General features: G+C 40.5%; 12 protein-coding genes. 2 read left to right on the top strand and 10 right to left on the bottom strand.

The genetic code is table 11. The features are described 5' to 3' along the window. The first annotated feature begins 5 nt into the window (after window positions 1–5). Window positions 6–719 (top strand): ABC transporter ATP-binding protein, encoded by a 714-nt coding sequence (locus JOD18_RS12275; RefSeq protein ID WP_204669328.1) that lies wholly within the window; start codon window positions 6–8, stop codon window positions 717–719. Further along, a complete protein-coding gene (locus JOD18_RS12280; protein WP_204669329.1) occupies window positions 712–2,253 on the top strand; it encodes a hypothetical protein in 1,542 nt (513 codons plus the stop codon). The genes JOD18_RS12275 and JOD18_RS12280 overlap by 8 nt, the downstream gene beginning before the upstream one ends. Window positions 2,254–2,405: 152 nt before the next feature. Here the strand turns inward: JOD18_RS12280 and JOD18_RS12285 are convergent, their stop codons facing one another. The 10 genes from JOD18_RS12285 to JOD18_RS12330 form a co-directional block, all read right to left on the bottom strand. Continuing rightward, window positions 2,406–3,545 (bottom strand): MFS transporter, encoded by a 1,140-nt coding sequence (locus tag JOD18_RS12285; protein WP_204669330.1) that lies wholly within the window; start codon window positions 3,543–3,545, stop codon window positions 2,406–2,408. Window positions 3,546–3,979: 434 nt separating this feature from the next. Next, window positions 3,980–5,029, bottom strand: coding sequence for a Gfo/Idh/MocA family oxidoreductase (locus JOD18_RS12290; protein ID WP_204669331.1), 1,050 nt, complete (start codon window positions 5,027–5,029; stop codon window positions 3,980–3,982). A 93-nt stretch (window positions 5,030–5,122) separates the two neighbouring features. Continuing rightward, on the bottom strand, window positions 5,123–5,986 hold the full coding sequence (locus JOD18_RS12295; protein WP_204669332.1) for a sugar phosphate isomerase/epimerase family protein: 864 nt from the start codon (window positions 5,984–5,986) through the stop codon (window positions 5,123–5,125). A gap of 401 nt (window positions 5,987–6,387) precedes the next feature. Then, the gene (locus tag JOD18_RS12300; RefSeq protein ID WP_204669333.1) at window positions 6,388–7,764 is read right to left on the bottom strand and encodes an ABC transporter substrate-binding protein; all 1,377 of its coding nucleotides are present in this window, start codon (window positions 7,762–7,764) and stop codon (window positions 6,388–6,390) included. Window positions 7,765–7,981: 217 nt separating this feature from the next. Beyond that, window positions 7,982–8,815, bottom strand: a complete 834-nt coding sequence (locus JOD18_RS12305) for a carbohydrate ABC transporter permease (protein ID WP_239588105.1) — start codon at window positions 8,813–8,815, stop codon at window positions 7,982–7,984. A gap of 80 nt (window positions 8,816–8,895) precedes the next feature. Further along, window positions 8,896–9,834 carry a carbohydrate ABC transporter permease gene (locus JOD18_RS12310; protein WP_204669334.1) on the bottom strand — a complete coding sequence of 313 codons (939 nt, stop codon included), beginning with the start codon at window positions 9,832–9,834 and terminating at the stop codon, window positions 8,896–8,898. Between the two features lie 47 nt (window positions 9,835–9,881). Continuing rightward, the gene (locus tag JOD18_RS12315) at window positions 9,882–10,871 is read right to left on the bottom strand and encodes a Gfo/Idh/MocA family protein (protein WP_204669335.1); all 990 of its coding nucleotides are present in this window, start codon (window positions 10,869–10,871) and stop codon (window positions 9,882–9,884) included. Continuing rightward, entirely contained in the window at window positions 10,872–11,858 is a 987-nt protein-coding gene (locus tag JOD18_RS12320; protein ID WP_204669336.1) for a Gfo/Idh/MocA family protein, read from the bottom strand. Between the two features lie 22 nt (window positions 11,859–11,880). Then, a complete protein-coding gene (locus JOD18_RS12325; RefSeq protein WP_204669337.1) occupies window positions 11,881–12,846 on the bottom strand; it encodes a Gfo/Idh/MocA family protein in 966 nt (321 codons plus the stop codon). A 289-nt stretch (window positions 12,847–13,135) separates the two neighbouring features. Further along, window positions 13,136–13,960, bottom strand: coding sequence for a sugar phosphate isomerase/epimerase family protein (locus tag JOD18_RS12330; protein ID WP_204669338.1), 825 nt, complete (start codon window positions 13,958–13,960; stop codon window positions 13,136–13,138). Window positions 13,961–14,079: the final 119 nt, after the last annotated feature.

The raw sequence follows: 14,079 nt of genomic DNA on the forward strand, positions 1-14,079 counted from the left end.
AAAACATGTTATCGATTAAAAATATAAGTAAAATTTATAAAGGTTCTAATAAGGGAATCAGCAACTTATCATTAGAGCTGCATCAAGGAGACATCTGTGCATTTATTGGTGCAAACGGTGCAGGGAAAACGACAACGATTAAATCTATTGTAGGCATACACCCCTTTGACAAAGGAGAAGTAACCTTATTCGGTACAAACTTACAAGCCAATCCTGCACATTTTAAGTCTATGATTGGCTACTCTCCTGACACACCAGCGTTATATCCTAATATGACTGGCAAGGCCTATCTTGAGTTAATTGCCTCCCTTTATGAAATCGATGAAGGTGAACGGAACAAAAATTTGGCCTACTTACTAAAAGAATTAACATTCGAAACAGCAGTTCATGAACTGATTTCCAGCTACTCACATGGGATGAAACAAAGGCTGGTGCTTATCTCTTTACTGATGCATAATCCTAAACTAATTATTCTGGATGAACCATTCGTCGGTTTAGATCCAAATGCTACCCGCTTTCTGATCGATGAAATGAAAAGCAGAGCAAGTGAAGGTGTGATTATTTTATATTCTACACATGTTCTGGAAGTAGCCGAAAAGGTTTGTAATAAATTAGTCATCTTCCATAAGGGAGAGGTAGTGGTCAATGATACGATGGAGCATATTCTCCAAAAGGCGTCACTGGATGAAATATTTAGGGATGTGACCTCTGATGACTAAGCTTACCTTATTATTTTTGTTTCGCTTGCAAAATCAACTGCAGCTTGCTAATTTGAACAGCTCCAACAAAGACGTGCGAAGACATGCCTTTTACACTATTTCTGGTTACATTGTAGCATTTCTCATGTTCTTAGGATATGTTTTATTTATTTCCATCGACTTAAACATCGATAATAATATTCAGGCATTTTTTGTATTAATTTCCTCTATACTGTTTTGGGCTTTTGGTATATGGGATATACTGAGCGGACCTGATGATCTGATAAAAAGTAAAGATAGGGATTTTATTTTCAGCCTGCCGCTCAAAACTTGGCAAGCTAAACTGCTTCCCTTATTTAGTAAATACCTGATCCATATCGGCTTAACCTTTATCGTCCTGATGTTTGGATATCTCGTAACGATTGCTTATATCGATCATTTTTTCTTGGCAATCCTGTTCGTTTTAGTGTTGAGTTTGATCATTCCGTTACTCTCAACCAATGTCACTTTCTTACTTGCATGGGTTGTACGCCATGTACTGTCTATTATTAAATGGCGGAATCATGTAACGGAATCGATTATTACTTTAGGACTTTTTGTGGCACCACTTATCTATTTAATCCGCAGTTCAGCTTCTGTCGATTATAAAGAATGGTTCATACAAGCATCTATTTTAAGATATCCGCTTAACGAAATAAATAGTTTTTCTTTTATGCAGCATATCATTTTGTTAATTGGTATTACTGCTGTTACAACATCTTTAGTGATATTGCTATTAACAGCTTTTCATCATTTAGTCAGCAGCCAAAACGCGGTACAGTCAAAGAAACGGAGGACAAATGCTATATGGCATACCCACATACCTGTCACCGCCTTATTGCTGAAGGAATTTAAGCTCTACTTTTCTTCCCTTACTTATGTCAGTAATACGATTCTAACCCCTGTAGCAATGATTGCCTTAAATATATGTATTTTGGTTGGTGTCATTCCGAATCTTCATTCTTTCTCCTATGATGTAGCGGGATTTACGATAACGGCACAACATCTGTTTACTTTCATTATGTTCACATGTGTCATGCTTACCACCACTACTTCCTGCAGTCTCTCATTTGAAGGCAGAAGGATTTGGATCATGTTAACGGCACCTGTCAGTCTTATCAAAATAGCAGCATCTAAAATGGCAGTTAATATTCTTTTATTTTTACCAGGCATCGTTTTAACAGCTGTCGTGTATGCTGCTATTTTTCAGGTGCGTATGCTTGACTTGATCACAATAGTTGCCTTGTTATTTTTCAGCTTGCTTCTTATTAGTATCGTCGGCTTCTTTATCAATTTACACTTTCCCTCTTATACATGGAATAATGATATGGAAGTAGTCAAGCAGAGTAAAGCAACCATTATCACTGCCATCATAAGTATGATAACTATCCCAGCCATTATTGCAGTTGTATACACAGGTAATCTATACCTGCTATTATTGATAATGGGGATAGAAATTGCTGCAATAATAGTCCTATTACAAAAAATATCATGCAACAATATGATGCTGAACTAAAATAGAGAAGCTCCTATCAGCGGTGATTTACCGATACCCCCTCGAACGGGCTGCCCGATGATTCGGATTGCTTCAACGTGCAAAAAAAGGAGCGAGCCAACTGTTACTGGCCCGCTCCTTCACTATATCGTAAAACCTATATCGCTGCTTACTTAACCATTTTCCGCCGCATGTTTCCTTGGTTTTAACCATAAGATAGCAATACTAATAAAGGAAACTGCTGCCGCTAATTGATACATTTGCTCAATTGTCACAAAATTCAGCACCCAGCCGGCCAGTACATTACCTATTACGCCAGCAGCACCTAACGAAACGGCCCAGAAGATCGTCTGTCCTGTCGCCCGGTAATTCTCCGGTGTCAATTCATCAACATAAGCCACTGCAACAAAGTATTGAATGCTGAAGGATAAGGCCAATAATAACTGTGACCATAACAAGATATCAACATTCGTACTGACACCAAGTATCAGCCATCTCAATCCATAAACAAAGGCAACAGCCGTCAACAGCATCGGGTAAGAAAAGGCATTCATTAATTGTCTGGATAAAGAGAAGAACGGCACCTCTAGAATTGATTTGATGAGCAAGGCAATTCCTATTAAGCTAATCGAAGCACCTAAGTCTTGCATATGTATCGAATAGAATGAATTATTTGCATGAACTGTCAAATGAACCATAAAACTAAACAAAAGAAATAAAGCAAATTGCGGATTTGTAAAGAGAGCTAATACCTCACGCATATGAAACTCTTTTTTGGCAGCAGGCTTCACTGGCAGTTTCATAGCCAAAAAGAGGGCAGCGACGATCAATACACTATATAAGATAAACATTAGATCTAATCCGAATATATCTAATAACCGTCCTACCACCAACACACCGACAGCATATCCTACAGAACCCCACAGCCTGATCTTGCCGAATTCCTTCCGGCTTTCCAGCATTGTCATTGACGTTACATCAGCAATCGGCGGAATAGCACTTTGGAAAAAGAAAAAGAGAATATTCAGCCATAAAAGATGTTCAAACTGTGTAGAAATTGGGAAAAATAAAATAGTTGCCGCTGAGCCAATACTCATCAGACTTAATGTAAGTTTGGCCGAATTCATATAATCCGTTATCATCCCCCAGAAGGGTTGTGCCACAATCATCACCATTGGACCAACGGCAAATAACATACCAATCTCTTGTGTGTCTAAACCAAAATCAGCATAAAATAAATTCAAAAATTGAAATGCTCCTGTTGCCATCGAGAAAATAAAATAAAAAAGCTTTAACAGCCCGTATTTACGCATTCTTGCCTGCTCCTCTCCGTCCCTAAAGAACCACCTGATTTACCTGCTGTTCAGTACTTTCTAATATTATCAACAATGAAATTCTATCATGGCGTGCACTATACGTAAAACCCTTTCACCGGCCAACTGACCCGTACTAGAAGAACTTGGCTTATAGCCGAGTCTTTGTGGCGAAAATCTTAGTTTTACTTATACTATAATCCATAAACTTTTATGCTTTCTTATAGTGCAAAAAGATAAGCCATGTCATCCAATTACCAGACATGACTTATCTAAACCTATTTCAAGTGCGTATTCAAAACCAGTATGTTCTGACAGACACCGCTATTTAAGTTGCCCTCTTTATTAGATTCATTCGTGTTTTTGGAAAAGGCAATCACTTAGTCAGCATTTTTGTATAAAAGTTCGGTGCTTCAGACGTTTTTAATTTCCTCTTAAAACTGAATCTCAATACCTTTTTCACTGGATTCATAGATACCGCACAAGATCTTCATCATTTCTACTCCGTCAGCTACTGGGCTGCGTGTTTCTTTGACTCCATTCACACTATCTATAAAATAATCAATCTCATTCTGGAAGCCCTGTTCAAAATTAAACGTATGGTAGTTTGTTTGAGGTGTGGCATTCAACATTGTATTATACTTCTCGGTAATAATCTCAAGTGATGGCTCCAGCTCTGCCCCGCCTTTTTCTCCATACAGGTTAACCGCAATCTTATCTTCCTTCGCATGCAACGTAAAGCTGACATCTACCATTATAGAAGCACCGTTTTCAAAGGTAATCAGTGCATTGGCCATATCTTCTACCGTATTCTTATCTGGATCATAATCTGCAGCCTTATAGAAATCCAGATTCTCCACATTTGAGCGATTGCCTAATTGATGATAGGTATTACCACGTATCGATTTGACCTTTGGTTTGCCCATTAGATACCAGCAGATATCAATGATATGTACCCCAAGGTCAATCAGTGGCCCCCCGCCTGAACGTTCCTTATCAGAAAACCATCCGCCAGGGTTGCCCAGCCGGCGCAGACAAGAGGCTTTGGCATAATAAATATTCCCCAAATCCCCATTATCGATGAACCGCTTCAAAATCTCGGTATTGGCTGCATAACGGCGGACAAAACCAACTTGCAGAATTTTACCGGAATCTTGAACTGCCTGCTCTACGGCTAATGCCTCTTCTACTGTTTTACAGAGCGGCTTTTCCACCAACACATGTTTACCAGCCTGCAATGCCGCAATCGAAATCTCGGCATGTGTATTATTCCATGTACAGATACTCACGGCCTCAATTTCCTGATTAGCCAGAAGTTCATGGTAATCTGTGTACACATGGGAAGCTCCATATTTTGCTGCCTTTTCCTTGGCTCGAGCTTCATTCAAATCACAAACAGCAAATACCTCTGTCTGCTCATTATTATAATAGGACTGAAAATGTCCGTCAGAAATGGATCCTGCTCCAATAACACCTATTTTCACTTTCTATTCCTCCTTTGTATATTACGTTTCTCTCTCTTTTTTTGAAACTTCAAGTGGCAAACATTTAGCTTTAAACAAATAATTCACGGCTAACTAGACTTCCTGCCACATTCTGGTAAGGTTGGCTAAACTTATCTTGGAAGCTAGTTTACTTTCTTCTATTCCCTCAAACTCAATCGATAAGTAGCCTTTATAATCTGACTCCTTAATGACCTTCAATATCTCTCTCATATTAATATCGCCATGCCCAACAATCGCACCCCGTAAATAGTTGCCTGCTATCGTTTGCAGCCAGCCTTCACCTGGGTAGAGGTGTGCCGGACGCCGATAGAAATCTTTAATATGCACCATCGAAGCAAAGGAAATATTTTTTTTCACTGCAGCTATTGGCTCTTCATCTGCGCAAAGGAAATTGCCAACATCCATGGTTGTTTTGAAATTTGGACGATTGACATGATTAATAACCGTTTGTACCCGCTCACTTAACTGAACATAGAACCCGTGATTCTCAATACTCGTCGTGATTCCATATTGACTGGCATAATCAGCAATCTCTTGACAAGCAGCCACTAACGAAGGTAAGTCCTTTTCAAAATTTGCAATCGTCGTTTCCGAAATATCACGTGTAGCAATATCATGGCGCATAAGCTTTACACCTAATCGATTGGCGATATCTACTTCATCCTTGACACGCTGAATTTCTGCTTGATAGGCCGCTTCATTAGGCTGAATAAAATTAGCGCCAATCGCATAATTAGAAAGTTCGAGTCCTTTTTCCTGAGCGCGTTCACGTACTTGGTCAATTAATTGATCCTCTTCCCATTTAAAGCCCAGATTCGGAACAATTTCAATATGTTCAAAACCTTGCTCACTCGTCCAGTCAATTACATCCAGTATCGTCATCTCATTGCTTTTCATTGCCGCAAAGAGACTATATGAACTTAATCCAATCTTCATCAAAAAAACTCCTTTACTCTAGTTAAATAATATTTATATTTCATACAACTTCCATCAATGGGGGGTTCTTCGATTAATGGTTAGCGGGTTTTCCAAGGTATTCCATTCTTATAGACTGAAGAATCGATTTTCCCCAGCTCCTGTCCACGAGATCCTTTCTCATGGACTGAAGAATGTCCTTTTCCTTTTTTCTGTCCGCTAAATCCCTTTTGATGTGGTCGGTCACTGCGCACCAATCGGCTTATCCCAGATTCACAAGAAAAAATTTGCTTGTCTAATTTCCTGAACAGTAGAGAAAAGTGCAACAGGCCTTTATCACAGCAGTCTTTGTTTTCCGAGATTCCTCAGCATACAAGCGCAAGCAGTTCAGGCTGGTTTCCCGGCCTAAACTGCCATTCTTTCTATTGGTTAGCAGACCATCTTTCTGCCCGTTCTTGCAGATCATCCAAATAAGACTGAATATCAGGGGCATTACCGTTATGCGCCTCACTGACAAAACCATTTACTGCTGGAGCCATTTCACTTCCAAAAAACGGATTCGCTTCATCCATTAAAGTAGAAGTAGCTACTTCAGCAATTTCAGCTGCTTTTTGCATATAAATATCTGAATCAGAAACAAAATCTGGATCTGTCAACGTAGGAGTGTTCGTATATTGTTCATAGTTAAACTTCTGTGCCTCGTAACTTGTAAAGAACTTCAACACTTCCCAAGCCGCCTCTTCATCTTGGGCATTGGCAGCCATAACATATGGATCAACGGCTACCCAGCCTTCGCCCTCTGGTCCAAGATTGAGTCTGGCCTCAAAACGTTCAGTTAAATCATTACCTTCATCCGCTCTTGCCTCTGCCATAACAGTCGCTCCATCATAGTCTAAGAAAATACCAATATTATTCGATTCTAAACCGTAATTCTCATTACCTTGCGTATTGATAAAATCAGACGGCGGATACTGAGCCGCTTCTTCTAACCATTCAAATACCTCCACCATTTCAGGTGAATTTAAATCCCACTCAATATTGGCAGGATCATCTAAGGTGCCTTCTCCACCAGTTGCGCCAAAGGCATGGGTTAAAGCAACAAAAACAGATAAGTTAAGCGAAGCACCATCAAACCATAGACCATAATTCATTTCACCAGTCTCTGGATTTTCACCTGTCATTTGAGCGGCCTTTTCTAAAATTTCCTCAGGGGTTGGATTCTCCGATAGAGGCTCTACACCCCATTGATTAAATAATTCCGAATCAAATGAAACAACACGTCGGCCTAGAATAGCCGGTATACCAAATTGGTGCTCACCATCGGGTGATTTTACACTATAGGAAGTATCCCATACACCAGACAAATAGATACTTGGGTCGAAATCCTCGTCCTCTTCAATAAAGTCATCAAGATCACGCAGCAGTCCTTGTTGATACCACTGTGTTGCAAAGGCACCACCAGTATATAGAACATCGACATCACCAGACTGTAACATAGCAGTTTGTCCTGCTTGTGCATTTTCCCATGGTACCTGTGTTAACTCAATTGTAATATTAGGGTAGCGTGGTTGGAAATATTCATCGACAAATGTTTGCAGACCTTTATTCTCTATAGCTGTGATTGGATCTATACCATCTTCTAACTGAAAACCGGCTACTGCCACACGAACCGTTCCTTCTATCTCTGATACTACTTCAATATCTTCTTGTGGTTCATCTGATGAACTGGAATCATTAGAACAAGCTGCCAACAGCAAAACAAATAGTGCGACCATTAAGAATGCCATTTTCCTCTTCATTTTTTAACTCCCCTTTTTTATTAAATTTAGTAAACATGGACAACCTATTTGGAAAAGCAGCAACCCCCTTTCAGGTATGCTATTTATCATTATGTGAGCCATCCGTAAATTCCAATGAAGGCTAACATTTTGATAAGTGTCGTTAAACCTCGGAAGGGATGTATCACCACCCTGCCGATATAAGTTACTAGCGGAACCCACTAACAACAGTCACCATCTATTGCTTGATTCCTGATAACGCAATACTTTCCACGATATATCGCTGCAGAAACAGGTAGGTTACCACAACAGGAATTAAACTAACGGTTGTTGCTGCCATAATAATAGATGGCATTGGTGTCGTCTTATTATAAGAAAACAAGGCCAAACCTAATTGAATCGTAAATTTATCAGGTGTATTTAAGGCAAGCAACGGCCATAATAAGTCATTCCAAACAGCCAAGAACTGCAGAATGGCCATTGTTGCTAGGATAGGAATACATAAAGGTAAGTAAATCTGCCAAAATACCTTGATCTCCCCTGCACCATCAATGATCGCTGCTTCTCGTAATGTCCCTGGTAACTGATCAATAAATGATTTTGCTAGAAACGTACCGAAAGCAAAATTTAAAGCCGGTAAATAGAAAGCCCAATAACTATCCAACAGATTTAAGTAGTTAAATAACAAATATTGCGGAATCATCGTCATTTCAAATGGAATCATCATCGTACTCAAGGCAAGCACGAGTACAATTGCTGCCCCTTTAAACTTCAATTTTGAAATGGCATATCCAGACATAACCGCTGAAAACAAGCTAACTAGTATCACACCTACAGAAATAATCAGAGAATTAAAAATATACTTCAACATCGGAATATTAGAAAATGCCAGCGTATATGTTCGAGTAGAGAATTCCTCTGGCCAGAATCTTGGCGGAAAAGGGATATTCAACCTCGCTTGCCAGTCAAAACTAGTAAACAACATCCATAGAAACGGAATAATCATCACTAACGAACCTATGGACAGTACTAAGATTAAAAAGAAATTGCCAATACGCCTCTGTTTGGTCATGGTCCCACGTGGGGACTGGTCATTCTTGTCCTTATTCATAATCGTTTTATCTATTGCAGGCTGCATGATCCATCTCTCCTTTAATCAAAATTACTTCTTCGATTAAGTAATAATAACGATACGGTCAACACCAAAATCATGATAAACAATAAATAGGAAGCGGCTGTGGCAACACCCATTTGTGAAGAGAGAAATGCATTTCGATAGATGTACAAGACAGCTGTCATAAGAGAGCCCGCCGGATTTCCTGCTGTTCCTCCAATCAACCATACATCTGTAAATCTCTTCATTGCGGAAATGGTACCCATAATCACCATAAATACGATAATTGGCCTTAAATAAGGAATGGTAATGTAAAACCATTTCTTAAACCAGTTGGCACCATCTACTTCAGCCGCTTCATATAAATCTCTTGGAACACTTGTAAGCGCTGCAATAAATATGATCGTGTTATAACCCAACATCCCCCATAACGTCATTAATACAATACTGAACCTAGCCACACTCGGATCCGTAAACCAACCTATCGGTTCAACACCAAAGAAGCCGAGAAAGAAGTTTAGGATTCCCCCTTGCCCAGGATTGAATAAAAGAGTAAATAAGATACTGGTTGCAACCAGTGATACTACATTGGGTAGAAAGTAAACCCCTTTAAAAAAGTTTTTCCACCTCAGCCATGGTACATTATGAATTAAGGTGGCTAAAATAAACGAGAGCGACACGCCTAGTATGACAGATAATACACCCATATAAAATGTGTTGTAAACGGCCTTCCAAAAGAGTGAATCACCGATGACATAGACATAGTTTCTTAACCCCACCCAATCCCCGGTCAAGGAATTGGCCGTTCGCTGGAAACTCATAATAAATGCTGCAACCATAGGATAGACAGCAAACCCTAGAATTCCTATGATTAAAGGTGCCGATAAGATGTAGCCTGCCCAATCACGAGAAGAGAAGAATTTTCTTTTGACCTTTGTACTTACTCCACTATGTTCTGAAACAGTTTTCGAAGCCATTGTTAACTACCCCTTTCGAATACCCTGTTAGTGCATGTTATTCCAGCCTACACATCTATCCGCTCCAACGTAACAACTCGGTTGGCAGCAGCAGCTTGGTAGGCACCCTTAACCGCTTCTAATGCTCGAAGCCCATCCTCTCCGGTTATAGACGGCTGTCTATTCATTTGTACACACTCGATAAAATCAGCAATCAAGACTTGATCCATATCGTCTACCCATGGCAGCTGCTGCACATTTTGCGCTTGGTCATTATAAAGCAGGAAGTGCTGTTTAAACGCATCAACGGTCAAACTTCCTTCTGTTCCGATAATTTCCATTGTGACGTCTCCCCACGTAGGGAATACTTTTGGTCTGGACCAGCTTGGATCAATGGTGAAAATCACACCGGATTCCATTTCTATTGACACCATGCCACAGTCTTCTACATCAATGTTATGGAACTTGGTATCCAGTTCGGCATAGATGTTTTTTACCTCATCCTGAAGCAGCCATCTGGTCACATCCAGTAAATGGACAATATGATCGGTGGCTGCTCCGCCCCCTGAAAGTGCTTTATCAATAAACCAGCCTCCAGGCATTTGACCGTGATTCGTACCGTTAATAGCTACTACTTCACCAATTTCCTTCGCCTCGATCATTTGTTTTACTTGCTGCATAACTGGCGAAAAACGAACCGGATAGGCAATTTGCAAAATAACATTCTCCTGTTTGCACGTATCGATCATTTCTTTTGCATCGTCTATATTAGTAGCAATTGGCTTCTCACATAAAATATGTTTGCCAGCTTGAGCGGCGGCCACTACATGTTGTTTGTGATTCACATTTTCCGAGCAAATCACAACGGCGTCTATATCTGCCGCCAATAGTTGCGCCAAGTCTTGATAGAAATCAGTATTATATTTCTCCGCCATCTCCGTTCCCCGAGTAGAATCGTCATCCCATATACCTGCTATTTCTGCTTCAGGATGCAGCTCTAGATAGTGTGCATAAGCTGAGGCATGGATGTGCGCAAAACTAATCATTCCAATTTTCACTTAGACCCCTCCCCTCATATATACAACTTCTCCAGTCTGTGCAGATGTGATGGCAGCTTCAACAACCTTAACCGCCTGTACTGCTTCATGAAGAGTAATGACTGGTATCTCTTCCCCTATAATACAATCCCGAAAATGCCGCAGCTGCCTCACAATTGGAGGTTCCCCTATGAGATCAGCAGATAAATAGCCAACTTTTTGTGATGATTGTGGTTTATGAACTTGAATGGCTTGTTTATTATCGCTGTTTGCAACTAGTAACCCACCCTTACCTGCAATTTCAGCAGAAGTGTGTAACCCATCACCGCCCCATGACAGCTCTAAATGAGCAATGACACCACTCTTCATTCGCAGCACAATCAGTGCATACTCATAGGGGTAATGAGAAAATTTCTTCACATGCCGAGTCATTACACGTTCTACTTCTCCAAAAGTCCATTGCAGCCAATCTAAGTCATGGATGCCTAAGTCCATGATAATGCCGCCGCTTTTCTCCTGGTCAGCAAACCAGCCAGCAGGGAAGGCAGTTTTGCGCGAAAGCCTTACTACTCCCACCTCTCCCACTGCTTCTTCGACAACATGATTACGAAGATTGGTATATTCTTGATCAAAACGAAGCGTATGCCCGACAAAGATTTTTGCCTGCTTCTGCTCACTAATGGCTTCCACTTCTTGTGCTTCCTTTCCAGTCAGACAGAGCGGTTTTTCACAAACAATCGCCAAGCCCTCTTGTAACTGAATAGCAGTCGTAATGGTTTCATAATGCAAGAAAGTTGGCAGACAAATATCTAACACATCAATGGTTTCTTTCTCTAATAAGGACTGAACATCTGGAAAGTAAGCTGCATTCCATTTGCTGGTGAGCGGCGATAGTTTACTCTCATCACGACCAACCAAGGCTACAACTTCCGTATTGTCCAGCCGATTCCATGCATCTGCATGACGTTGTCCCATCTTCCCCAGTCCAACTACAGCAACTCTTAACATCTCTTTGGCCCCCTTATTCTGTTTAAGTTATGGAAATTACATTACCATTAGCTTGAGACTCATTCGCTGCCAGCGTAAACTCTAATGTTTTCAAACCATTGGTATAATCAGACAGAATCTTGTCTGTATTTCCAGTTACAATTGCTTCAATAAAGGCCTTATCCTGCTCTTCATAAAAGTCTACCTCGGAATTGGTTGTCACTACATTATCTTTTTCCAGAATTGTAAGAGATGTACCGTCAATTACTACACGGAAGTCCTTCCCTAGCAGCTCGACTCCCATCCGGTGATCAGTTTGCGTAAAGGAACAATCTAAATGGCCGACTGCCCCATTCTCAAAGGTAAAGCTAACAGAGGTTACATCTGGAATATCAATATTCTCAATGTCGTTAGACACTTTTAATGCCATATTGGCATAGACTTTGTCAATATCTCCCCCTAAATAGCGGATTAAATCTGCAATATGCGTGGCTTGTTCTACCAATTGCCCGCCTGATTTCGACATGGTACGATACCAAGGTGTCTCCACAAAAGTAGAGATATAGTGGCCGCGAACCATAGCAATCTCTTTATCTGCCAAATATGCTTTTGCCTTTTGCACAGTATCTAGGTAGCGTAAACAATAACCTGTAGCACAGATCACACCAGCTTGCTGAATAACTCCTTGCTTCGTACGTGCCTCTTCCATACTTAATCCAACAGGTTTTTCTACCATCAAGTGGATACCTCTGGCAACAATCTTCTCCTCTAAATCACCATGCGCAAACGGTGGGACACAAAGGAATATAACATCCAATTCTTCGTTTTCTAACATATTATCTGCCTCAGTATAAGCAGCGGCACTATGTTCCTCTGCTACCCTCTTCGCATTAGCCTCTACAATGTCACATACAGCTGTAATATCTGCATCCTCATTACTAGCCAGGTTTTTTAAATGGACGGCTGCAATGCCCCCGACTCCTATAAAACCAACTTTTAATTTCGCCATTTATTATTTCCTCCTTAATTAGTATGTGTGTTCAAAAAGGTCGATAAAAAGGCCCATCATCGGTTAAGTTCGCAACATCGTGTTGCAACATCGATACTGTCACGTCGTGTGAGTCGGCAGGCTAAACTCATGAAGCCCTGTCATAACGCCTGCATTAGTACGTCCTGCACGTCGAAAGTTCAAGGCGGCGCAGATTTTGAGCCACGGACTTGCACAGTATGTGTTGACTTCTACTGCTAACGCAGAAATTCGTCGTGTCATTTTTATTGGACTTTTTGAACATCCTCTATCAACCTGCATTAATAATTAATTCAATATGTCTTGCCGTATCAATTGCTAATGCCTTTGGATCCAGCTTATAAGCCGACAGTTCTGCTGTAACCGGGCCATCATAACCAAGTTCTTTCAATGCCTTACTTACTTCCTTCCAGTTCACATCACCAGCTAATAAATTTACAAAACCAGTGATATTGCCTACTGCTGTATTAAAATCTTTGACATGCACCTTGCGGATTCTGCTGCCTAAAATTCGGATCCATTGCTCTGGATAACCAAACTGCAGGACATTTCCAATATCAAAGTACGCCCCCACATAGTCTGAGTCTAATTCATCTATATAACGGGCCATTTCTAATGGAGAAAGCAAGAATTTATTCCATACATTTTCAATACCAATATGTACTTGATGCTTCTCTGCCACAGGCAAAACCTTCTTCAATTCCTCTTGACTGCGCTGGTAGCATTGATCATAAGAGACGTCTTCTGATACAGCACCAGGCACCACAAGAACCGTATCAATATCCATAGCGGCTGCCAGTTCAATCTGCTTCTCAATTACCTTTCTTCCTTGTGCACGCGTGGCTTCGTCTGATGATGATAAAGGCACCTGCCATAATAAAGAAGTGGATAAACTTTGGATGCTTAGTCCATATTCCTCTGCCATCTGTTTGATGCTTTTCGCATCTTCTGGTGAGGAATCGATCGTTAATCCAATCCCTCCGGAAGGGTTTACATTCAATTCCACGGTATCAAAACCCGCTTCTTTGCTGTACTCGAATACCTGCTCTAATGTTGTTTCTTCTGGATAACACCATTGATTAATACCTTTTAACATTGTAATCCTCCTAAAATTGTTATATAGATTCCCTATGTTTGCCTTCTGCCGTTTCTCTCCTTACTCTTTAAGCATAGCAAAACAGTAAGGATTCTTACTATCAACAAGTCAGAAAAACT

The sequence above is a fragment of the Gracilibacillus alcaliphilus genome (assembly GCF_016909015.1).
In the GTDB taxonomy this organism is placed as follows: Bacteria; Bacillota; Bacilli; order Bacillales; family Amphibacillaceae; genus Gracilibacillus; species Gracilibacillus alcaliphilus.

Bases quoted from the DNA above. Each gene is read 5' to 3' on its own strand.
- JOD18_RS12320 (WP_204669336.1), bottom strand. From the start codon at position 11,858: ATGTTAAGAGTTGCTGTAGTTGGACTGGGGAAGATGGGACAACGTCAT.
- JOD18_RS12295 (WP_204669332.1), bottom strand. From the start codon at position 5,986: ATGAAGATTGGATTAAGTTCATATAGTCTCTTTGCGGCAATGAAAAGC.
- JOD18_RS12275 (WP_204669328.1), top strand. From the start codon at position 6: ATGTTATCGATTAAAAATATAAGTAAAATTTATAAAGGTTCTAATAAG.
- JOD18_RS12285 (WP_204669330.1), bottom strand. From the start codon at position 3,545: ATGCGTAAATACGGGCTGTTAAAGCTTTTTTATTTTATTTTCTCGATG.
- JOD18_RS12280 (WP_204669329.1), top strand. From the start codon at position 712: ATGACTAAGCTTACCTTATTATTTTTGTTTCGCTTGCAAAATCAACTG.
- JOD18_RS12300 (WP_204669333.1), bottom strand. From the start codon at position 7,764: ATGAAGAGGAAAATGGCATTCTTAATGGTCGCACTATTTGTTTTGCTG.
- JOD18_RS12305 (WP_239588105.1), bottom strand. From the start codon at position 8,815: ATGACCAAACAGAGGCGTATTGGCAATTTCTTTTTAATCTTAGTACTG.
- JOD18_RS12330 (WP_204669338.1), bottom strand. From the start codon at position 13,960: ATGTTAAAAGGTATTAATCAATGGTGTTATCCAGAAGAAACAACATTA.
- JOD18_RS12325 (WP_204669337.1), bottom strand. From the start codon at position 12,846: ATGGCGAAATTAAAAGTTGGTTTTATAGGAGTCGGGGGCATTGCAGCC.
- JOD18_RS12310 (WP_204669334.1), bottom strand. From the start codon at position 9,834: ATGGCTTCGAAAACTGTTTCAGAACATAGTGGAGTAAGTACAAAGGTC.